We start from the raw sequence: 21,683 nt of genomic DNA, 5'->3' as shown, positions 1-21,683 counted from the left end.
ATAAAAAGGATTTAAAATGTTAAAATCACTTTATTCTGGTATTTCTGGGTTACAATCTCATCAAGTTGCCATGGATGTCGAATCAAATAATATTGCTAATGTAAATACTACGGGTTTTAAATATTCACGTGCAAATTTTTCAGATCTTTTGGCACAAACAAGTTCCATTGCTACAGCTCCACAGGGACAGTTAGGCGGTAAAAATTCTGTTCAGGTTGGACTTGGTTCAACTGCAAACTCAACAACACAAATTTTTTCACAAGGTTCCATAACGAATACAGATAAAAATACAGATGTCGCTGTGCAGGGAGATGGTTTTTTTATTATCTCTCCAGATGGAGGAAATACTTACAAATATACACGTGCGGGTGATTTTAAGTTTGATGCAGGCGGAAATTTTGTTGATAACAACGGTTTTATAGTCCAAGGATGGCTGCGTGACCCTGTAACCGGAAAAGTGGATTCGACAGCACCGATTGAAAATATAAATATACCGCCAGGACTTACAACACCAGCACAGCCAACAACAGAAGTGGTATTGAAAGCAAATCTTAATTCAGGACCTTTGGTTTCGAGCTATTCCCGTGCGTACCCGATTGATGAAAATGGAGTAGTGAGTGATTATGATGGAAATACGGTAGGTGTCAACTCTGGTGATATAGGGGCAATGTTTAACAGCAATGGAGAGGCTTTTTCTTTACAAAACGGGCAAGGTGTAACAATTGATTATGGTGATGGAACTATTTATACATATGAATACCAATCAGACGGCACAGGAGATTTTACAACTTTAAAAGATCTGCGAGATAAAATGCAAACGGATGTTGCTAATATTTCTTCTACAGCAACAGTAGTTGTGGATGATCAAGGGAAAATAAAAATTGACAACTCTGCTGCCGGTGGTGCTGATTTAAATATCAATATAGAACCAATTACGGGTACAGTAACAGAAAACTCACGCTTTACTACAACAATGAGTGCGCTGGAAGGCAGTTTGCCAAATACGACTGGTGCAACTGCTTTCTCTCAAGACTTTAATGCTGCTACGCATTCAAGTTCTATAGATATTTTTGATTCACTGGGGACAAAACATACACTTAGAACAGAATTTAGAAAAGTTTCTGCAAGTAAATGGGATATGACGATTACAGTTCCTGAGCCTTCAACAATAAGTACCGTAGCCCCAACAAATCAAGTCAAAGGTGCGATAACATTTAACACAGACGGCTCTCTCAGTACATATGATCCAACAAGTGTTTCTTTTACCGGCAACAATGGTTCGGCTCCAAATCAGACGGTGAATCTCTCTTTTGGTACGCCTAATGATTTTGACGGGATGACATCGTTTGATAGTCTGAGTGCGACCTCTGGAATTTCTCAAGACGGTTTTACGGGTGGAGATTTAGTAGGTATTAGAATTGATCAAAGTGGGACACTGGTTGGTTCATTTTCTAATGGCCGATCATTTGGTTTGGCACAAATAGGTATGGCAAAATTTACAAATAATGAGGGACTTTCAACAGAAGGCGGAAATGTTTATAACCAAACTGCCAATTCCGGTGATCCGATTATAGGAACTGCTGCTACTGCCGGACGTGGGTTTATACAATCTTCTGCATTGGAAGCATCAAATGTTGACTTGTCTTTAGCTTTGACACAGTTAATTGTTATTCAGCGTGGATATCAGGCAAACGGAAAAACGATTACAACATCTGATCAACTGCTTGAAACCCTAATAGGATTAAAACGTTAAATTAACTCTATTTTGATATAATTTCTTCAATACAAATTGAAGGAATTATGCTCATGCAATTCAGTGCCCCCCTTAAATCAAATTCAAAAAAAATCATGTTGCTCGGTTCCGGTGAACTTGGTAAAGAAGTCATCATAGAAGCACAGCGCCTGGGACTTGAAACCATAGCCGTTGACAGATACGAAAATGCTCCGGCCCATCAGGTGGCGCATCGTTCCCATGTTGTGAATATGCTTGACAAAGATGCCCTTTTGGAAATCATCTATCGTGAAAAACCTGATTATATTTTACCGGAAATCGAAGCTATCAACATTGATGCGCTTTTTGCGGCAGAAGATCGAGGCTACAATGTTATTCCAAATGCCAATGCAGTCAGCAAAACGATGAACAGAAAAAATATCCGTACCTTTGCGGCAGAGGTTTTGGGACTCAAAACCGGACCGTATAAATTTGTTACAACACAAGAAGGCATGCTTGAAGCAGCATGTGAGCTTGGCTTTCCCTGTGTGATTAAACCGGTTATGAGTTCAAGCGGACATGGGCAGAGTATTGCCAAAAGTGAAGCAGACATTCCTGCTTCATGGGAAGCGGCAAAAGAAGCACGCGGAGATGCAAGTGAGCTGATAGTCGAAGCATTTGTAGATTTTGATTATGAGATTACAATGCTTACGGCTCGTAACGGCAAAGAGACAGTTTTTTGTGAACCTATCGGACATGAACAACGCGACGGAGATTATGTCTTTTCATGGCAGCCGATGCAGATGAGCGAGATAGCCAAAGAAAAAGCACAGAAAATGGCAAAAGAGATAACAGACGGACTTGGAGGACAGGGGCTTTTTGGTGTTGAACTTTTTATCAAAGGGGATGAGGTTTATTTTTCTGAAGTCTCCCCGCGTCCGCATGATACGGGAATGGTAACGCTTATAACACAAAGCCAGAGTGAGTTTGCCTTGCATCTGCGTGCTGTGTTGGGACTGCCACTCGGATTTACTTTTTACGGTGAAGGCGCATCTGCCGCATTCAAAAGCGAAAAAGAGAGCTTTGCTCCTGTTGTTGATGTGGATGAGAGCCTCTTTAGTGACAATTCCTATGTCAGAGTATTTGGAAAACCCGAAGCACATAAAGGACGCCGCTTGGCTGTGGCACTTGTTTTTGATAAAGTAGATGCCGCACTTGAAAAAGCGCGTGAACTTATAACAAAAATCAGAGACATGTAAATGCAAAGCCGTACAATAGTTTTACTCGATACATTGACCTTTGGCGATACGGATCTGTCCTGTTTTGACAGGTTGGGAAGCGTAACAGCATACAAAACAACATCACCGCAGGAGACACTCAAACGTATTACAGATGCGGAAGTTATAGTAACAAACAAAGTTGTGATAACAAAAGAGCATATGCAGCATGCAAAAAACCTCAAACTGATCTGTGTTGCGGCAACAGGAATGAACAATGTTGACCTTGAGGCTGCAAAAGAGTTTGGCATTGCAGTAAAAAATGTGGCCGGATATTCTACCGACTCTGTTATCCAGCACACATTTTCTATGCTTTTTTATCTCATAGGCCATTCACGCTACTATGATGAAGTTGTCAAAAGCGGTGCCTACTCCAAGAGTGCCCTGTTTACCGATGTAAGTCATCCGTTTTTTGAGATAAAAGGAAAAAGATGGGGCATCATCGGTCTGGGTGAAATAGGCAGAGGTGTTGCTAATATTGCCAAATGTTTCGGTGCGGATGTCTGTTACTACTCGACAAGCGGGGTAAATCGCAGTCAAGATTTTCAAAGAGCAGACCTTGACGAGCTTTTAAAAAATTGCGATATTATTACTGTGCACGCACCGCTTAATGAAAAAACAAAAAACCTTTTAGACTATGAAAAGCTCTTTACATGTAAAGAGGGTGCAGTGGTACTGAACCTCGGGCGTGGCGGAATCATTAACGAGTCGGCAGTTGCCAGACTTGTGGATGAAAAAAATATCTCTTTCGGGCTGGATGTGTTTGAAAAAGAGCCCTTGCCGCAAGAGAGTCCCCTGTTACATGTAAAGAACAAAGAGAGGCTCTATATGACACCGCATATTGCCTGGACATCGGTTGAAGCCAGAGAAAAGCTCATTCAGAGTGTATGTGAGAATATACAATGATTACAGATGTATTGATTATAGGAGCAGGCGGGGCAGGACTTACAGCGGCTCTTGCTGCCAAGGATGCCGGTGCAAGTGTACGTGTACTTACAAAAGAGTACCCGACAAGAAGTCAGACCTGTATGGCACAGGGCGGGATGAATGCTGCACTAGGAAATGTGAGTCCGGACTCTGTAGAAGAGCATATTCAAAACACGCTGAAATCTGCACACGGACAGGCAGACGAAGAAGCTGTTCGTTACATGTGCAGTGAAGCACCGAATGCCATACAGTGGCTTGATGAAATCGGTGTCTGTTTTTCCCGTACAGCTGATGGAAAAATTGCCCAAAGAAAGCTTGGAGGGGCATCTGCTCCAAGGGCCTGCTATGCACAGGATTATACAGGATTAAAAATACTGCATACACTTTATGAGCGTTGTTTGAAAGAAGATATTGAAATACATAATGAACGCTATTTGCTTGATTTGCTTACAAAAGAAGACGGGAGTATCTGTGGCGCATTAATTTTGAATATAAGAAGCGGAGAATTGGAACATCACTTTGCAAAAAGTGTTGTTTTGGCATCAGGAGGGTACTCACGCATATATGACAAATACTCTACAAACTCAACAGCTTCTACAGGAGACGGTATAGCGGCAGCTGCAAGAATCGGTGCAAAACTTTTGGGTATGGAGTTCGTACAGTTTCATCCGACAGGACTGAAAAACTCTTCTATCCTTATCAGTGAAAGTGCCAGAGGAGAAGGCGGGTATCTGCTTAATTCCAAGGGAGAGCGTTTTATAAACGAACTTGCACCAAGAGATGAAGTAAGTCGTGCAATCAATGAACAAATCTTAGCAGGTGAAGAGGTCTATTTGGATATTCGACATTTAGGAGAAGAGTTTATAGACGAGAATCTGCCACAGGAGAGAAAACTGGCGCTTTTGTATGAAAAGGTGGACCCTGTAAAAGATCTGATTCCCATCAAAGCAGTTGCACACTATACTATGGGCGGAATAGAAGTTGATAACAAATCGCAAACAAGCGTAAGCGGTTTGTTTGCCTGTGGTGAGTGTGCAAACCACAAAGTACATGGTGCAAACCGTTTGGGTGGCAACTCTTTGCTTGAGATTATAGTTTTTGGTCGTGAAGCCGGTAAAAGTGCAGCGCATTATACTTTTTGTGATGATAAAAGCAAAAATGAGCGTACATGCAAAAAAGAGACAAATTTTCTTGATAAGCTCAAAAGCTTTAGCAATGAAATTGATTTTTATGAAAAACGTTCGTATGTAGGGGAACTTTTTTATAAAAAAGTGGGCATTATAAGAAAAGAGAGTGCACTGCTCCAAGCACGAAAAGAGATACAACTCTTAAAAGAACAACTGCCCCTTATGGGTGTCAAAGACACCGGCAAAGTTTATAATACCAATCTTGTAGAGTTCATAGAATTTAGAAATATGCTTGATGTCTGTGAAGCGGTAGTGAGTGCTGCGTTAGAGCGAAAAGAGAGCTGCGGCGCTCATTTTGTACAAGAGGAGCAATAGATGAAAGTAAGCATAAAAAGAGCATCCGGCTTTGTGATGTATGAAGTAGATTTAAACGATGCTACGCTTTTAGAAGTGTTAAACAGTATAAAAACAGAGCAGGATAGTTCTTTGGCATACAGCAGCGGATGCAGAAGCAGTGTCTGCGGCAGCTGTTCGATGCGTGTAAATGAAAAAGAGGTGCTTGCCTGTGCCTATAAAGTGCAAGACGGGGATGTGATAGAACCGCTCAAAAATGTAACAGTCATACGTGATTTGGTTGTCAATATGGACAAAGCCCTTGAGACGAACAAACGTGCAAAAACATGGTTGCAATCTTATAACAAAGAGGCAAAACTCACGCATGAAGATGAAAAAACAAATGCTTTGCAGAGTGACTGTATCTTATGCGGTTCGTGTTATTCTGCCTGTCCGGTTTACAGTGTAAATGAAGCATTTTTAGGACCTTTCGCGTTGACAGGTGTCTGGAAATATGTCAGTGACAAACGCGAGGCAGAGCCCAAAGAGAAGATAGACACCGTGCAGACAAACGGTGTCTGGGATTGTACTTTGTGCAATGAATGTACTTTAGTCTGCCCTCAGGGAATATCTTCAAAAGCAGACATAGAAAAACTTCGCATGAAGTCTACAATGGCAGGGTACAGCGACCCGAGTTTTGCGCAAAATTTTGGTGGAGGACTTTCATTTTAACAAAAAATAATTTTCTTGATTGTTTTACGCAAATAAGATATAATGATAATAAAAATTCAGAAAAAATTAATGGAAGTAGATATGTTTAGCTGTATACAGGAAAAACAAAGAATTAAAAATGAAAATTTTACTGTTCTTATTGTTGAAGATTCAAGAGTCATTAACAATACATTAACAGCAAGATTAAAAGAACAGGGTTTTCGCTGTTTGCAGAGTTATGATTTGGCAAAGGCACGAGAGATTTTGCAAGAAAATGAAATTTCTCTTGTTATTCTTGATTTGCATCTTCCCGATGGAGAAGGTGAAGATTTAATTGATGAGATTAAAGAAGCCAACAAAGAGACTAAAATTGTTATATTTACTTCAGAAAATGATCTTTTGCGAAGAGACGAGTTGTTCAGACTCGGGATACTGGACTATCTGCTCAAAGGAAAAAATGCAAATTTAACAGTCAAAGAGATTTTGTCCATTATCGAAAGTATGCAAATAAATCCAAATTATACACTGCTGATAGTCGATGACTCCCGTGTTATCAGAAGAATGATGAAAAATATTTTATCTTCTTGCGGGTATACGATTCTTGAGGCACACAATGGTACAGAAGCGATTCAAAAAGTCGCACAGTCCAAGATTGATTTAATGCTGTTGGATATGCAGATGCCGGATATGAGCGGGTTAGAGGCTTTGAAGCAAATCAAAGAAGATGAAAAAAATTTCCATTTACCGGTGTTTATGATTTCGAGTACCCTAGATATAGAAGTGATGCGAGATGCGTATAAAGCGGGGGTGCTGGATTATTTCAAAAAACCGTTTTCTCCTGAAGAGCTCAAATTAAAAGTAGAGCAGGTTATTCGTCAAAAACAGATTGAAACTGAACTGCAATGCAGCATGAAAGTCAGTACACTTTGCAAAAGTTATTTAAATGAGTTTTATGCAACGGCAATCTTTTATACAGATACAAAATTGAAATATGCAAACGAAAAATTTAAAAATGAGTTTGGAGAGTCTTCTTCAAATATGGCACAGGCTTTTGGAAAGTTTGACGCAAAATTTATTGAAGATATCATTATAACGATGAAAAATTATCAGACATACAGCAAACAGGTGACAGATAAGCAAGGCCAGCATTATCTTGTGAAGGCATTTCCAATGCAAGAAAATGAATATTTAATCTCTTTTGAAAAAGTAAACTGTAGTTAATCATCCTGAAATTTGGCATAGATGGTTTTTATTTCATCTATGTTTTGGATAAAATATTCGACAATCTGTGGGTCAAAATGCTCTCCCTTTTCGGCGATTAACAGCTGTAAGGCTTTGTCAAAGTCCCATGCTTTTTTATACGGCCGGTTTGATGTCAGTGCATCAAATACATCAGCAACAGCTACAATTCGGGCATATAAAGGAATCTCTTTGCCACTGAGTCCTTTTGGATACCCTTTGCCGTTGTATTTTTCATGATGTGACTGGGCTATGACTGCTCCTGCCTTGAGAAAAATATTCTCTTTGCCTTGCAATATTTTCGCACCAATTATGGAGTGCTTTTTCATTTTTTCAAATTCATCTTCTGTCAGTTTTCCTGGTTTGAGTAAAATGGCGTCATCAATGCCGATTTTTCCTATGTCATGCAGAGGAGCGGCATAGTAAATAATATTTTGTTCTTCTTCAGAGAGTCCGGCTGCTTTTGCCAAAAGCTTAGAATAGTGAGAGACCCTGCTGATATGGCTTGCTGTTTCGGGATCTTTGTACTCTGCTGCTTTTGAGAGTACCTCAAGGGCTTCATATTCGCTCTTTTGCAATGCGGCTGTTGCTTTTTCTACCTTTGTTGTTAAAAGTTCATTGAAATGCTGCGTGATATTGAGAGAATTTTTCAGTTTCAAAATATTATTTAAACGCAGTTTAAAAACAAGCGGAGAGATAGGTTTTGTCAAGAAGTCTGTTACACCATTTTCAAGGGCACGGTGCATCATTTCGTTGTCATTATTGGCTGTGATCATAATGCTTACCAGGTCAGGATAGAGTGTTTTTGCCTGCTTGAGAAGTTCTATCCCGTCCATTTCAGGCATATTGAAGTCGGTAATGAGTGCATCAACAGTGTTTGATTGTATATAGCTTAATGCTTCGTGAGCATTTTCAAAAGTCTGGATATGCTCGTAGCCTTCTGCATTTACAATACTTTCGAGTAAAAGCAGATTGACTGTTTCGTCATCGACTATGACAATATGTAGTTTATGTTGCATCTTTTAAACCATCCTCCAGTAGATTGGTATAGGTGTTGAGTGTTTTAATTTTGTCATTATAGCTAATTGAAATATTATTTGCTATATCTTTTTCTATCTCTCCCATTATATCAGCTATTTCATCCAGGGCAAGTGTTGCTGAGGAACCTTTGAGTTTGTGGGCCAGGTGTAGTATGGTTTGTGTATCATTTGTTTCAAATGCAGTTTCAAGTTCTTCAAGTGCGCTGCGAAAGTTTGTTGTAAAAGCACTCAGAAGTTTTATGATGATGGTATCATCGAGTTCCAAGCGTTCTTTTATCTCTTTAAGCAGAGCATTAAAATTAAAGTCACCGGGTTTGTCATCTGTGTGAATACTCTGTGTGGGAGCATATTTTGTGATGACTCTTTGGAGTTCCTTGATTTGGATAGGTTTGGCTATATAGTCATCCATTCCTGCAGCGAGAAAGCGCTCTTTGTCTCCGTCAAGTGCATTGGCTGTGAGCGCTATGATGGGAATATGATGCTCTAGTTTTTGTCGTATTTTCTTTGTTGCATCGATACCGTTCATTTTTGGCATATTGACATCCATAAATATCATATCATACGAGGAAGCCGTTGCTTTTTGAACAGCTTCTTCCCCGTCATTTGCAAATTCATAACTGATGTTTGGATGTCTGTTCAGAAGAGATTCTATAAGCATGCGGTTAATGTCATAATCTTCGGCAACAAGAATTTTTAATGTCTGTGTTATAATCTGTTCGTTTTCTTTATGCATTGCAGCATGATTTTGCATTTTGGAGAGAAGAAAATTATATAAATTCGAACCAAAAGATTCATCAAAAGTCAAATCAATACAATCAAGATGCTCATTATTGCATGTATCGCTGATACAGATGATTTGTTCCCGCGGGAGAAGATCTCTTGCCTGCATACCAACAGTGGTATCCAGGGTTAATAAAATAGTGTTTTGAGAAAGTTTCTTTGTAAAATCATCCTCTTTGGGCAAACGTGTATAGTTCAGATGAAAAGAGTCTAATGTCTGGGCTATCTTTTGTATAACAAATTCATGATTGTCTTCTATGAGTATCAGTTCATAGTCTGCTAAAAGCTTCTTCAATGTAGGCATGCCTGTACACTTTTTAAATTCCAAATCAAAGAAAAATGTGGTGCCTTTGCCTTCTTGCGACTCTACTTCCAGTTTGCCTCCAAAGAGTTTTACCAAATCTGCACTTATGGTGAGACCGAGTCCTGTACCGCCGAATTTACGTGTGGTAGAGTCATCGGCTTGAGAAAAAGGTTTAAATATAGTTTGCAGTTTTTCTCTTGGTATGCCTATGCCTGTATCATGAATACTAAAACGGATAGTTTGAAAATCGTTATTTGTTTTTATAACCTCCGTCTGAAAGAGAACCTCTCCATTTTCAGGAGTGAATTTAATGGCATTTGAGAGAAGGTTTGTAATGATTTGGCGCAGTCTTGTCGGATCACTGATAATGCACTCAAACATTTTTGTATCAAACTTATGCAGATAGAGCAATGATTTTTTTTCTGCCAATGATTTAAGAAGCTCATAGGTTGTATTGAACTCAACATAAGGATTTATCTCTATATGTTCAAGTGTTATTTTATTGTTGGCAATTTTTGAAGAGTCAAGAATATCGTTAATAATGTTTAAAAGTGTCTGGGTTGAACTGTTGATGATATCTACATATTTTTTTTGTGTATCTGATAGCTGGGTGTTTTGCAAAAGTTCTCCAAAGCCCAAAATACCGTTCATCGGTGTTCGTATCTCATGGCTCATATTTGCCAAAAACATTGCCTGCGCCGCTTCTGCCCGTTGTGCTTTTTCTTTTGCCTGCTCGAGTTCGGTAATGTCATTGAAGGTATTGATGATATAGATGGTTTCATCATCATAAACAACCTGACGGGACCGTACATGATAAATCCGTTCCTGGTTATTTGCATCAAGCATCATTGCCAGATGAATTTTATAAGGCTCTTTTAAAACTGTGTCATACCAGACTTTCGGTCTTTTTTCTTTTTTCAGATAGCCCTCTTTTTCTATAAAAAGGTCACAGATACACTCATGCCAGCTTGTAAAATCTTCTAAAGTTTTATATCCGAAGCGTCTGTAAAATGCTTGATTGACTTTGTCTATTTTATTATTTTTTGTGACAATGACTATGTTTTCTTCATTGTCAAGGAGCATATTTGTAAATTTGAGCTGATTTTCATAGGCTTTTTTGCTCTCGACAACATCTGTTATATCTTGACGAATAGCCAAATACTCTGTGATAGTATGGTTTTGATCAAAAATTGGAAAGATATGTGTTTTTATATAGTAGAGAGAACCGTCTTTTTTACGGTTTGAAAGTGTTCCGTGCCAGACATTACCTTTTTTTATTGTTTTCCATAAATCCTTAAAGACATCTGCTTCAACCAGAGGACTGCGTACTATATTATGCGATTTTCCCAGCAGTTCCCTTTTTTTATAACCGCTTATTTTTTCAAACTGTTCATTAACATAGGTGATTTTTCCCTGTAAGTCAGTTTTTGAAATAATGACAACACTGTTAATGGCTTCTAAAAATTCGTCAAGTTTGAATTTTGTTGCATCAAACTCTTTTTGTTGGAGTTGAAGGTTTTTTGAGACATAGTCGATGAGGTGCAGGGTGGCACTCTCTGTCAATTTACCTGTTTGCACAGGTGCGTCTGTTTGTTTTGGTGCTTCTTTTTTTATATGTTGTGTATTTTTTTCATTAAGAAACAGCAGAGTATTTGTAATATTGAGCAGATTTGCCTGTTGCGTGTCTGTATAAAATTCGCCATAGGTAAAAAAGCCTGCTGTAGGGGCAAGTTGTGCTATGTGGGAGAATGCTTTTTCCAACTCAAAGGACAAAAACTGCTTGCGTGCGGCGCAGGAGTAGATAAAGGCAGCCTGAATTTCTTTGTTTTCTTCTTTGAGTATTTCTTCAGGGTGATGTGCATTCACCTGTGTGGCACTTCCCAAACCGAAACTGACTTTGTCTCCTTCTTCAAAAAGTCCTGCATAGAGGATACTTTCATCTTCGAGAATACTCACCATTGCACGCGCAACCAAAACACCGTTCTTTTGCTTTAACAGAGGAAATTCGACTGCCGAGGCGGGAAGATTTGTCACAACGTCTTCGCCTAAAACTTCTGTATAGAGTGTTTTTACGGGTTTGTTGTCTATTTCATAAACTCTGTTGCCCTCTGCTTTTGTCACTGTAAAAGTCGGACCGACGGCTCTCCAGCCAAGGTTGTAATCACTTGTGACTTCAAGGTCTTCTCCTCTGAGCGCAACTCCAACAGCACCTTTTTTGTAAATTTTGTTTTGATAAATGACAAAAGTATCATCAAAGCTAAAAAGGTCTGCAGACATACCACCGGCTACAAGAACGCCTGTTTTATTGCAGGAGTTAAAGCCGTTAAGGTACTCTTCTCCAATGTGTGATAATCCATCTACAAACGAGATGACACATTTTGTATCGTCTTTTAAAAGTTCATTGGCAACTTTGACACCAAGCCGATAGGAATTTTCATCATCCATGTATAATGTTTGGAGGGTTGTATTTTCAAAAACAGAGATACTTAAAACAACACTTCTCTCCAGCATTTTGTCTTCAAGAATCTCTCCCGCACTTGAACAGCCGATGAGTTTTGCATGAGGCAGGATTGCACAGACATCATTTGCAATGCGTTCTATCTCTTCTTTATTTTGTAAAGAGGTGAATATTTGGATTAAAATTTTGTCATCAAAAAGAGGCACATCGTTTACATGTAAATACTCGATGAACTCTTTTTTTGATGTGTAGTTATAGTTTAGTTGTTTCATAAAGGATACTGTATAATCTTTTTTTATTTATTCTAGCAAATTTAAACTTTATCTGACATTTATCCTTTTCATAGGCGGTTTGTAGTGTGGGTCTTTTCCCTCTACCGTCCATAACTCTTTTGCTAAAGCACTTACACTCTTTTTAAAGTCGTTTTCTATAAGTATTACATCTGAAAAACTTTCAAAAAGCAATTTTTCTTCTTCTTTACATGTAAGTATATTGTTTTGTTTTGGAAGTGTGAGTGCTGTTTTGTTTTTGAGATTGTACAGATGCCAAAGACTTAAGAAATCTTCGGAATATTTATTCAAAACATGATGTGCATAAAGCTGAAAATTTTTATGTCCACTTTTTTCAAAAAGATTTACAATCAGTGTTATTGTCTCTTTTAAGTGCACAAAAGGCACCATGGAAAAGAGCTGTCTTGCCACACTTTTTCCGCTGTCGTGTTCGGCACCTATAAAAACTCTTGCCCCTCCGTCGGTATCTCCGAAGTTGTTGGTTTTCAAGCCTATGAGCCCGATGTCGGTATGGCGATGGCGTCCACACCCTTTGGCACAGCCTGAAAACCCGACTTTTATTTTATGTTCGTAGATTTTTTCCAGGGGCAGGTATTTGGCACTTTCATCCTTAATGCTCCAAACTGCGTAGGGACAAAGATTGCCGGCACAGGATACTACTGTAGAGCTGAGCGCGGGCGAATCAAAAGGCGCTGTTTTTTCGTTTATGCCGACAATATAGATGTTTTGGTCAATCCCCAAACGAATATGGGCATCGTGTTTGTTCGCATAGTCGCTGATTTGGCGCATCTCTTTTGGCGAGAGACGGGCGAAGTCTGTTTGATAACAAAAGGCATATTTGTTGTTGTTTAAAAGTTCAAATTCATTAAATTCGCCATGAAAAAGCTGCAGTTTGCCGGCAGCATTGAATTTTTTTCCATAGACATCTTCGATAAGTGCTTTGAGTCTGTCCAGCCCCAACTCTTCTATCATGTAAAAGAGTCTGGTTTTAGAACGTGAAAAGCGTGAGCCGTGCGTATAAAATGTCTCTACAAAAGCCGTAAAAAAATCAAAAACTTCCTCATAAAGCAAAAATACATCTGCATCCTGTGCTATTTCCGTATTTTTGCCGCCCATATAGACATTAAAACCGTAAGTGTTTTCTTTTTTGGCAAGTGCAAAGTAGAGGTCATTTGCAAAAAAGGAGTTGACATTTGCCTCGTTACCCGAGATACCGATACTGACACGGCGGGGCAGCATGCCGACATATTTCGGGTTTTTGATGATGTAGTCCTGCATCTGTTGTATCAGAGGATAGACTTCAATTTTTGCGTGTTTGTTGGCGCCGTCATAGACATCAGTGACTATATTTCTGATGTTGTCGCCAAAACTTTGCCAGGTAATGAGTCCGTTTTCATTCAAGAGTCTAAAAAGTTCATGGACATCGTCGGCTTCGACATCATGGAGTTGAAAGCCTGCACGTGCCGTGACTACAAGGGTTAAATCATATTTGTTGACAATATCTGCCAAAAAATTAAACTGTTGTGTGCTGATTCTGCCTCCGGCTACGCGAATACGAATGGTGAATTCATCTTCCAAAAAATCGGTATTGAAAATGCCAAAATCTTGAAGATAGTACCTGTCACCTTCACCCAGACTCTCAAAATCAATGGTATCGAACTCTTTGACAAAATAGTCATAGGGTTTGAGTCTGGCTTTGTAGCGTTCACGTTTGTTGAGTTTTTTTTCTAACTCTTCTTGCATATAAGTACCTAGATGTAAAATAACTAGAGTGATAATAGCTATTTTTTCTTTACATGGAGATGATATAAGTCAATTTTAGTTAGATTTATACTGTTTGGAATCGGTACTTTAGTGCCGACCTTGTGCTTTCAAGCCGTAAAGCCCGCACTGAAGTACGAGTTCCTAAGAGGAGGTTTATATTTCTTCGGAATCGGTACTTCAGTGCCGACCTTGCATTTTTAAAACTAAATTTTTTTCTGTAGTACCGACTGTTATTGATAACAAACAAACTATGTTATAATTAAAACAAAAAAAGGATAACACCTATGGCAAAAGAACACTCATTTGATATAACGGCAAAAATAGATATGCAGAATTTGAAAAATGCTATTAACCTGGTAGACAGAGAAGTCTCCAATCGTTATGATTTCAAGGGAACACCGTATGAAGTGAATCTGAAAGAGAAAGACAAAGTACTGGTACTTGTTGCTTCGAGTGATAACAAACTGGATGCACTCAAAGACATTGTTATAGCAAAACTGCTAAAACAGGGGCTTTCCTCAAAAGTGCTGGATGAACTTCGTGTGGAAGATGCCAGTGGAGGCACACGCAAGGCGACTTTTAAAATTGTGGATTATATAGAATCCAAAGAGGCGAAAAAAATTACTGCAGAAATTAAAAAGATGAAACTCAAAGTCAACGCCCAGATAGAAGGGGATTCTATCCGTGTAAAAGGTGCAAAGCTTGATGATCTGCAAAAGGTGATGAAAATGGTGCGTGAAGGCGAGTGGGAAGCTCCTTTGGTTTTTGAAAACATGCGTTAGCAGGGGAAAAAAGATGAAAAAGATGAGCATAAATGATGCGGCTGAGTATTTTGGTGTTTCAAAAGAGGCTATACACAACCGGGTCCGACGGGGTTCTTTGCAAAGTGTTGTAGAGAACGGTGTCAAAATGGTGCTGCTGGATGAGACACAGGCAAAAACAGGGCGAAAAACTGTGCAGCCAAGACGCACCACACTCAGCAATGACAGATATTACAAACTTCTTGAAGAACAAAACCAAAAACTGCAGTCGCGTGTGGATACTCTGGAGAATGAAACGCGGAGCCTTAGAGACCAAAAAGAGCAGATGCTTATAGCCGAGCGTGAAAAAATAGAAAGAATCTATAAAGAAAAAGATGAACAGCTCAAAAATATTCTCAGCAGTATTTCGTCACAGTTTATGCTCAATGCTCCGCAAGAAGCAGTAGCCGAGGAGGAGATGCTTGAGGCAGTAATAGAATCCGAGGTTGCCCAAGAGAGCAAGGTTGTCTCTTTAAACAGGCATCTTAAAAAACGTGGTTTTTCAGCAAAAAAAATTAAAAAAATCAAAGCAAGATTTAAAAAGAGTGCAAAAAAAGATGAAAGAATTATTATTGTAGGGAAAAAATATTACATAGATACAAAAAAATATGACTATAGTGATATAATTGGCTAATCTTTTTTAAGGGTGGTATATGCATATAATTATTGCGGGTGCCGGAAAGGTTGGTTTTAACCTTGCCAAAACACTGAGTGTGGGACACAACGTTACTGTCATTGATAAAAATTCACAGGCTTTGGACAGGATACAGGAGAGTCTGGATATTTTACCGCTTCAGGGGGATGTCGAGGACATACATACATATAAGCGTTTTATCGGTCAGGAAATCGACCTGTTTATAGCAGTGACAAATATTGACAATGTAAATCTTATTGCTGCAATGACAGTAGATGCGGCTTTACATGTAAAGAGAAAATTTGTACGGGTGCAAAAATATTTTTTTCAAGAGCAGGTTATCCAAAAGAGACTTGCTGTTGAAAAAGTTATTTTCCCTTTAAAGCTTACCTCGGGGGCCGTTTCTTCACTTCTTTTGTACCCAAAAGCAAATAATGTAAAATTTTTTAAATACACACCCTGCAAACTTATTTCTGTTATGGTTTCAAGCAAAACACTTCCGCAAAGCATCAGTTCTGAGCATTTTAAAATAGTCGGCATTGAACGCAAGAAGGATTTTTGCATTCCTGATGCAGATGTGGAAATTCTTCCCAATGATCTTGTCTATTTTTTTGGTGATGAAAATGAAATCAAGCAGGTGTGCCAGAAATTGGATGTGGACAACACTCTGGATATTCAAAGATGTGTTGTATTTGGCGGTGGTGAACTGGGGATTGCCATTTCGCAGGAACTTCTAAAAGCAGACAAAGAGGTCAAACTGGTAGAAAAAGATTTAAAACTTTGTGAAACAGCGGACGAGGAGCTCAAAGGCAGGGTCTCCATCATTAACTATAAATACGGTTCGCATGATATTTTTGAAGATGAAGGACTGGAGAGTGCCGATATTTTTATAGCAGCGACCAACAATGATGAGTATAACATCATAAAATGTCTCGAAGCAAAAGAGAGCGGCATAAAAAAAGTGGTTGCGATTAACAATGAAATGGAATATTACAACCTGATGCACTCTTTGGGGATAGTCGTTGTCAGAGGTCCAAAAATGAGTGCCTACAATGCAATCATGGAAGAGATCAGTTCTACAGGTGTTGTTATTCAAAAAAGTTACTGCGGGGCAAAGGCAGTGGTTTTTATGCGTAAAGTTTTTCCCGCCTCCAGGCTTATTGACAAAGTGATAAAACCTTTACATGTAAAAGAATCCAGCCTCTTTTATATAAGAGAAAATGTGATACGGAGTCTCAGTGAAAAAGTGAGACTGCAGGAAAATGATTTGATTGTAGCCTTTTGTGCAGTAAAAACAAGTGCAAAAGTAAAAGAATGGATTTATGAACTATAAAAATGTGCTGAAGATTCTCTCTCTTATAGGCATTACTGTTTCTGCACTTTTTTTGTTTGATGTCTTGATAGGCGTTATATACAAAGAAGCGTATGGAAAATTTTTGCTTTATGACGGGGTGTTTTTTTTGATCAATCTTGGCGTATGGCTGTGGCTGAGAAAGCATGAACTGGATTTGAAAATAAAAGAGAGTATCCTGGTGGTTAATCTGCTCTGGGTGTTGCTTGGCGTTGCCGGAGCCATACCGCTGTTTCTTTATACAAATGTGTCTCTTGCCTCTTCGTTTTTTGAAGCCGTCAGCGGATTTACAACAACGGGAGCAACAGTTTACAGCGATATAGAAGCTCTGCCCCATTTGATACTATTTCACAGAAGTCTGATGCACTGGCTTGGAGGGCTTGGCGTTATTGTCTTGGGCGTTGGGCTTTTGTCAGTCATCAATCCTACGGGAAGCCTCTCTCTTTTTAAAGCCGAATCAACAGGAATTTCTCTTGAAAAACTGACACCAAAAATAAAAGATACAGCCTTGCGTCTGTGGATAGTATATGCCTTGCTGACACTGGTCGACATGCTGCTTTTGAAGTTTTTCGGTATGAGTTGGTTTGATGCGCTCAACCATGCCTTTTCGACAATTTCCACGGGAGGATTCTCTACAAAAAATGATTCTCTGGGCTCTTTTGGCAATGACGGCATTATTTGGACAACGACAATTTTTATGATGCTGGCAGGGATAAATTTTTTAGCCCATTTAAAGCTTTATTTCAGGGATGTCAGCGGGTACAAAACAGAAGAGGTCAGATGGTATTTTACAGTTTTTTTACTGCTGAGTCTTGCTTTGAGTCTTGTACATGTAGATATCAGCGGAGATTCTTTTTATGATGCCCTCAAACACTCATCTTTTACGATTGCTTCTGTCATGACAACAACAGGATTTGCAACTATAGATTACGGCTCCTGGTCGCATTTGGCTATAGCAATTATATTTTTGGGGCTTTTGATGGGGGGCAATGCCGGTTCAACGGCAGGCGGCATTAAAATCATCCGCCATGTAATTATTTTTAAAACACTCTCTGCGGAGCTTAAAAGAATACTGCATCCAAATATGATTATTTCTGTTTTTATCGACGGGCTCAAGCAAAAAGAGCGGATTTTGTCTTCAACGTTTGGTTTTTTTACGCTTTTTATGATTACTGTAGCCATAGTAACCGTCTATATTTATGCCCGGGGGTATGATGCGATGACTGCAGTTTCGGGTGCATTTGCCATAGTAGGCAATATCGGTCCCGGATTCTCTATGGTAGGCCCTGCAGACAACTTTTCTTTTTTCTCTGATTTTGACAAAATCTTTCTCTCCGTGGCTATGATTATAGGCAGATTGGAGTGTTATACTGTTTTTGTCCTGCTCAGCAGTTCTTTTTGGAAAAAGTTCTAATACAATCTTAATAAAAAGTGTTATAATCTTTTTAAAGACTTTAAAGTAGAAAATGAGATGATACAAAATCATATAACAGAACAGACAGCTATTTTTTTCAGTGTTACAAAATGGGTTTTTCTCTCATCAATCATCGGCATAATGATTGGTGCAACAGTTACAGGCTTTTTAAAAATTTTAGCCTATAGTGAAACAAGCCGTTCTTTTTTACCGTTTGAATACTACTATACGCTTCCTTTTGCCCTTGTTCTGACTGTATGGCTGGTGAAAACCTTTGCCCCGAGTGCAGAAGGGCACGGAACGGAAAAAGTTATTTCCGCAATTCATAAAGATAACGGGAAAATAGATGTTTCGGTCATTCCCGTAAAAACACTTGCGACCGTTTTAAGTATTTTTGCAGGTGCTTCTGTCGGAAAAGAGGGCCCTGGCGCGCAGATTGGGGCAGGTGTTGCCTCTTTTATTTCTACGCTTTTGAAGTTTCACAAACAAGACAGAAAAAAGCTTGTTGTATGCGGGATCAGTGCCGGTTTTGCCACAGTTTTCGGTACCCCGATAGCCGGAGCAATCTTCGGTGTTGAGGTGTTAATTATCGGTGTGATTATGTATGATGTGCTTCTGCCGTCTTTTATTGCAGGTTTTGCCGCTTTTACAACAGCCCAGTTTCTGGGGATAGAATATACCTATTATGACCTGCATTTTTTTCAGGATATCTCTTTGGATATCTGGCTGATAGCCAAAGTGGTCATTGCCGGACTCTTTTTCGGTTTTGTCTCTGATATAGTGATAACAACAATCTCCTACAGCCATACATATGTAAAAAGCATCAAAATAAATACATACATCAAAGCTTTTGTGGGCGGTATTTTGATAGTCGCACTGACCTTGGTCTTCGGTGAGCAGTATATAGGTTTGGGAATGAGTACAATTGCAGATGCTCTCAATCCCCATACCGCTGCATCTCAGGACATTCACTGGTATACATTTCTTTTAAAAACAGTATTTACTTCTCTTTCTCTTGCCGCAGGAGGAAGCGGGGGTGTCATTACGCCGATCTTTTACATCGGGGCAACAAGCGGGCATTTTTTTGGCTCCATCATCTCTCCCGAACATATTACGCTTTTTGCAGCCCTCGGCTTTGTAAGTGTTGTTTCGGCCACCACAAATACACCTATTGCCTCAACGATTATGGCAGTAGAACTCTTCGGGATAGATATCGCACACTATGCAGCACTTGCAGCAGTTATAAGCTTCTTGATTTCAGGGCACAGAAGTATCTTCTCTTCACAGATTCTGGCCATGAGAAAATCCGAAATGCTGAGTGTAAAAATAGGTGAAGAGGTAGAAAATATAAGTATTTCGCTGGAAAAACACGAGATAGATAAAATAGAAAAATTTCGAAGAAGACTTCATAAAAAAAACAAAAAGAAGTAAGCATTTCTTTGGAACGCGGACTTCAGTCCGGGCTGAGAGCGGCAAAACTATTGCAACAGCCGGCACTGCAGAAAAAAACTTAGTTTTTTTCACAAGTCATGCTTCAACATAGAAAGTACCGGTTCCGAGAAAGCATTATAAATCAGTGAGTTTCAGACGCAGGCCTTTGATGTGAGAAACAGGGTAGGCGAAGGTAAGCCCTCTGCCGTTTCCTGTGATGTCGAGTTTTGTTATTATTTCTCTTATAATTTTGTCAACATTTTTTGTCTGGGTGATAAACATCAGGTTTGCATCAGTCGCGCCCGCATGGAGTCTGTCATAAAAATTTTCCATATGTTCAAGCCCCATACCGTGTGCACTCATGATAGTTACCCCTCTTGCACCCGCATCTCTTGCTGCAATAATTGCCTCTTCCTGTTTGTCTTTTGGAACGATTACATGTACTGCAGAAAAGCTCATATGCGGAGAGTGGTGTAGTGCGTCTGCACCGTCCACTCTTATAGTTGAGAGTTCCATATTCTGTACATCTTCGAGTGCATGTCGCAACTCTTCCATATGGATTTCTTCTTTTTCCCGCTCTCCTTTAACGCCCATTTTTTCTGTAATAATACCATAGAGCATAACGGTAAGCATTGGAAACAAAGAAGCAAAGGCAATGAGCCCGAAACCGTCTATCAACGGGTCTCTGCCGTCTATGTTTGTTGCCAGTCCAAGTCCAAGAGCAGCAACAAGAGGAACTGTAACGGTTGAGGTTGTGACTCCGCCGCTGTCATAGGCTATGGGAATAATGTATTTTGGTGCCAAGAAGGTGAGAATGATGACAAAAATATATCCGCTTATGATGTAGTAGACTATTTCACCGCCGGTAACGATTCTGTAGGCTCCGAGTGCAATTCCTATAGCAACGCCCAGCGCTACAAAAAGACGAAGAACAAAGTCATTGATTTTACCGTCACTGACCTCTTTTGCTTTTCTAGCGATTGCTGTAAGCGCCGGTTCTGCCATGGTGGTTGAAAAACCGATAAAAAAACCAAAAGAGTAGATGATAAGGTTGTTGTCATAACGGGTAAGCTCAAATGCCATAGTCTCACCGACAGAAAAAAGTCCCATCTCCAAACCGACTATAAAGGCATCAAGCCCCAGAATAACCAGCCCGAAACCTATCATCACGTTCTTGAGATTTTCTATGGGTTTTTTTAGAATGATGTACTGAAAAAAGAGAATAATCGCCAAAATAGGCAGGACATCTGTGATGACACCCAGCAGTCCTTTTAAGATTGTCATGGCGCTAAAGTCCAGGTTGACTGTCTCAATCTCTTTGATAACAGCAGGAACAACAGTTGCAGAAGCATCTATGAACTGGTACACAACGATACCGTAAAACTGTACAAATATCATAGGTGTGAGCGAAGCAAAGGCGATGAGACCAAAGCCGTCAAGTACAGGATTGCGCCCTTTGATGGTAGAAGCCAGTCCTATACCAAGGGCGGCAACAAGCGGAACGGTGACAGTGGATGTGGTAACTCCGCCCAAATCATAGGCAAGGCCCACTATCTCCTGGGGAGCAAAAGCCGTTGCGCTGACAACCAGGATATACCCTGCAATGATATAGTAGTGGATAGGATGCCCTTTAATGATGCGCCATACCCCTAAAACAATGGCAAAACCGACAGAAAAGGCAACAACAGTTCTTAGCACTGTAGCGTCAATCCGTCCTGCACTGATACTTGCAGCCTTGTCTGCGATGACGATAAGCGCAGGTTCGGCAATGGTGGTTCCAAAACCTATCATGAAGCCGAAAATCAAAATCCAAAAGGTTGAGCCTTTGTGGGCAAATTCACTCGCAAGCCCTTCTCCTACAGGAAAAATCCCGACTTCAAGACCAAGTAAAAATACTGCAAGCCCCACACCGACGATGCCTAAGCCTATGGACGTGCTCAGCCAGTTTGGCGGGACACTCTGGATGATGGCAAGCTGGAAGAACATAATCACAAGTATGATTGGCAAAAGGTCACGGAATGACTCTTTTAGAAGTTGCAAAAAAGTTGAAATGCTCAGCACGTTATATCTCCTCTCGTTAATTTTCCAGAAC

Annotated in this window: 15 protein-coding genes; 11 read left to right on the top strand and 4 right to left on the bottom strand. The window is 39.8% G+C overall.

The window, feature by feature from the left end:
- Positions 1-16 precede the first annotated feature (16 nt).
- The 6 genes from ETP70_RS12165 (at position 17) to ETP70_RS12140 (ending at position 7,307) form a co-directional block, all read left to right on the top strand.
- Positions 17-1,753, top strand: a complete 1,737-nt coding sequence (locus ETP70_RS12165) for a flagellar hook-basal body complex protein (RefSeq protein ID WP_151901429.1) — start codon at positions 17-19, stop codon at positions 1,751-1,753.
- 53 nt (positions 1,754-1,806) lie between these two features.
- Positions 1,807-2,970, top strand: a complete 1,164-nt coding sequence (gene purT, locus ETP70_RS12160) for a formate-dependent phosphoribosylglycinamide formyltransferase (RefSeq protein ID WP_151901428.1) — start codon at positions 1,807-1,809, stop codon at positions 2,968-2,970.
- Positions 2,971-3,894 (top strand): D-2-hydroxyacid dehydrogenase, encoded by a 924-nt coding sequence (locus tag ETP70_RS12155; protein ID WP_151901427.1) that lies wholly within the window; start codon positions 2,971-2,973, stop codon positions 3,892-3,894.
- The gene (locus ETP70_RS12150; RefSeq protein ID WP_151901426.1) at positions 3,891-5,417 is read left to right on the top strand and encodes an FAD-binding protein; all 1,527 of its coding nucleotides are present in this window, start codon (positions 3,891-3,893) and stop codon (positions 5,415-5,417) included. The genes ETP70_RS12155 and ETP70_RS12150 overlap by 4 nt, the downstream gene beginning before the upstream one ends.
- Positions 5,418-6,107 carry a succinate dehydrogenase/fumarate reductase iron-sulfur subunit gene (locus tag ETP70_RS12145; RefSeq protein WP_151901425.1) on the top strand — a complete coding sequence of 230 codons (690 nt, stop codon included), beginning with the start codon at positions 5,418-5,420 and terminating at the stop codon, positions 6,105-6,107.
- Between the two features lie 69 nt (positions 6,108-6,176).
- Positions 6,177-7,307 carry a response regulator gene (locus tag ETP70_RS12140; protein ID WP_188110000.1) on the top strand — a complete coding sequence of 377 codons (1,131 nt, stop codon included), beginning with the start codon at positions 6,177-6,179 and terminating at the stop codon, positions 7,305-7,307.
- On the opposite strand, the gene ETP70_RS12135 is transcribed toward ETP70_RS12140, so the two are convergent.
- The 3 genes from ETP70_RS12135 to ETP70_RS12125 are packed head-to-tail and all read right to left on the bottom strand — an operon-like array spanning position 7,304 to position 13,940.
- Positions 7,304-8,344, bottom strand: coding sequence for an HD domain-containing phosphohydrolase (locus tag ETP70_RS12135; RefSeq protein WP_151901423.1), 1,041 nt, complete (start codon positions 8,342-8,344; stop codon positions 7,304-7,306). The genes ETP70_RS12140 and ETP70_RS12135 overlap by 4 nt on opposite strands.
- On the bottom strand, positions 8,334-12,179 hold the full coding sequence (locus ETP70_RS12130) for an FIST N-terminal domain-containing protein (RefSeq protein WP_151901422.1): 3,846 nt from the start codon (positions 12,177-12,179) through the stop codon (positions 8,334-8,336). Before ETP70_RS12130 ends, ETP70_RS12135 begins: the two co-directional genes overlap by 11 nt.
- A gap of 48 nt (positions 12,180-12,227) precedes the next feature.
- Positions 12,228-13,940: a nitrite/sulfite reductase gene (locus ETP70_RS12125; RefSeq protein WP_151901421.1), complete on the bottom strand. Its 1,713-nt coding sequence runs from the start codon at positions 13,938-13,940 to the stop codon at positions 12,228-12,230.
- A 305-nt stretch (positions 13,941-14,245) separates the two neighbouring features.
- Here ETP70_RS12125 and ETP70_RS12120 point away from each other — a divergent pair, with 305 nt between their 5' ends.
- Genes ETP70_RS12120 through ETP70_RS12100 form a run of 5 tightly spaced genes read left to right on the top strand, consistent with a single transcriptional unit; the run spans position 14,246 to position 19,591 of the window.
- A complete protein-coding gene (locus ETP70_RS12120) occupies positions 14,246-14,743 on the top strand; it encodes a YajQ family cyclic di-GMP-binding protein (protein WP_151901420.1) in 498 nt (165 codons plus the stop codon).
- A gap of 13 nt (positions 14,744-14,756) precedes the next feature.
- The gene (locus ETP70_RS12115; protein WP_151901419.1) at positions 14,757-15,395 is read left to right on the top strand and encodes a DNA-binding protein; all 639 of its coding nucleotides are present in this window, start codon (positions 14,757-14,759) and stop codon (positions 15,393-15,395) included.
- Between the two features lie 19 nt (positions 15,396-15,414).
- Positions 15,415-16,728, top strand: a complete 1,314-nt coding sequence (locus ETP70_RS12110) for an NAD-binding protein (protein ID WP_151901418.1) — start codon at positions 15,415-15,417, stop codon at positions 16,726-16,728.
- Positions 16,718-18,160 carry a TrkH family potassium uptake protein gene (locus ETP70_RS12105; RefSeq protein ID WP_151901417.1) on the top strand — a complete coding sequence of 481 codons (1,443 nt, stop codon included), beginning with the start codon at positions 16,718-16,720 and terminating at the stop codon, positions 18,158-18,160. The genes ETP70_RS12110 and ETP70_RS12105 overlap by 11 nt, the downstream gene beginning before the upstream one ends.
- 57 nt (positions 18,161-18,217) lie before the next feature.
- Entirely contained in the window at positions 18,218-19,591 is a 1,374-nt protein-coding gene (locus tag ETP70_RS12100; protein ID WP_188109999.1) for a chloride channel protein, read from the top strand.
- Between the two features lie 135 nt (positions 19,592-19,726).
- Here ETP70_RS12100 and ETP70_RS12095 read toward each other — a convergent pair whose 3' ends face one another.
- Complete coding sequence (locus tag ETP70_RS12095) at positions 19,727-21,652, bottom strand: DUF1538 domain-containing protein (protein WP_151901416.1); 1,926 nt, start codon at positions 21,650-21,652, stop codon at positions 19,727-19,729.
- Between the last annotated feature and the right edge of the window lie 31 nt (positions 21,653-21,683).

This window comes from Sulfurimonas hydrogeniphila, assembly GCF_009068765.1.
Taxonomy (GTDB): Bacteria; Campylobacterota; Campylobacteria; order Campylobacterales; family Sulfurimonadaceae; genus Sulfurimonas; species Sulfurimonas hydrogeniphila.
This window is presented reverse-complemented; position numbering and strand designations above follow the sequence as displayed.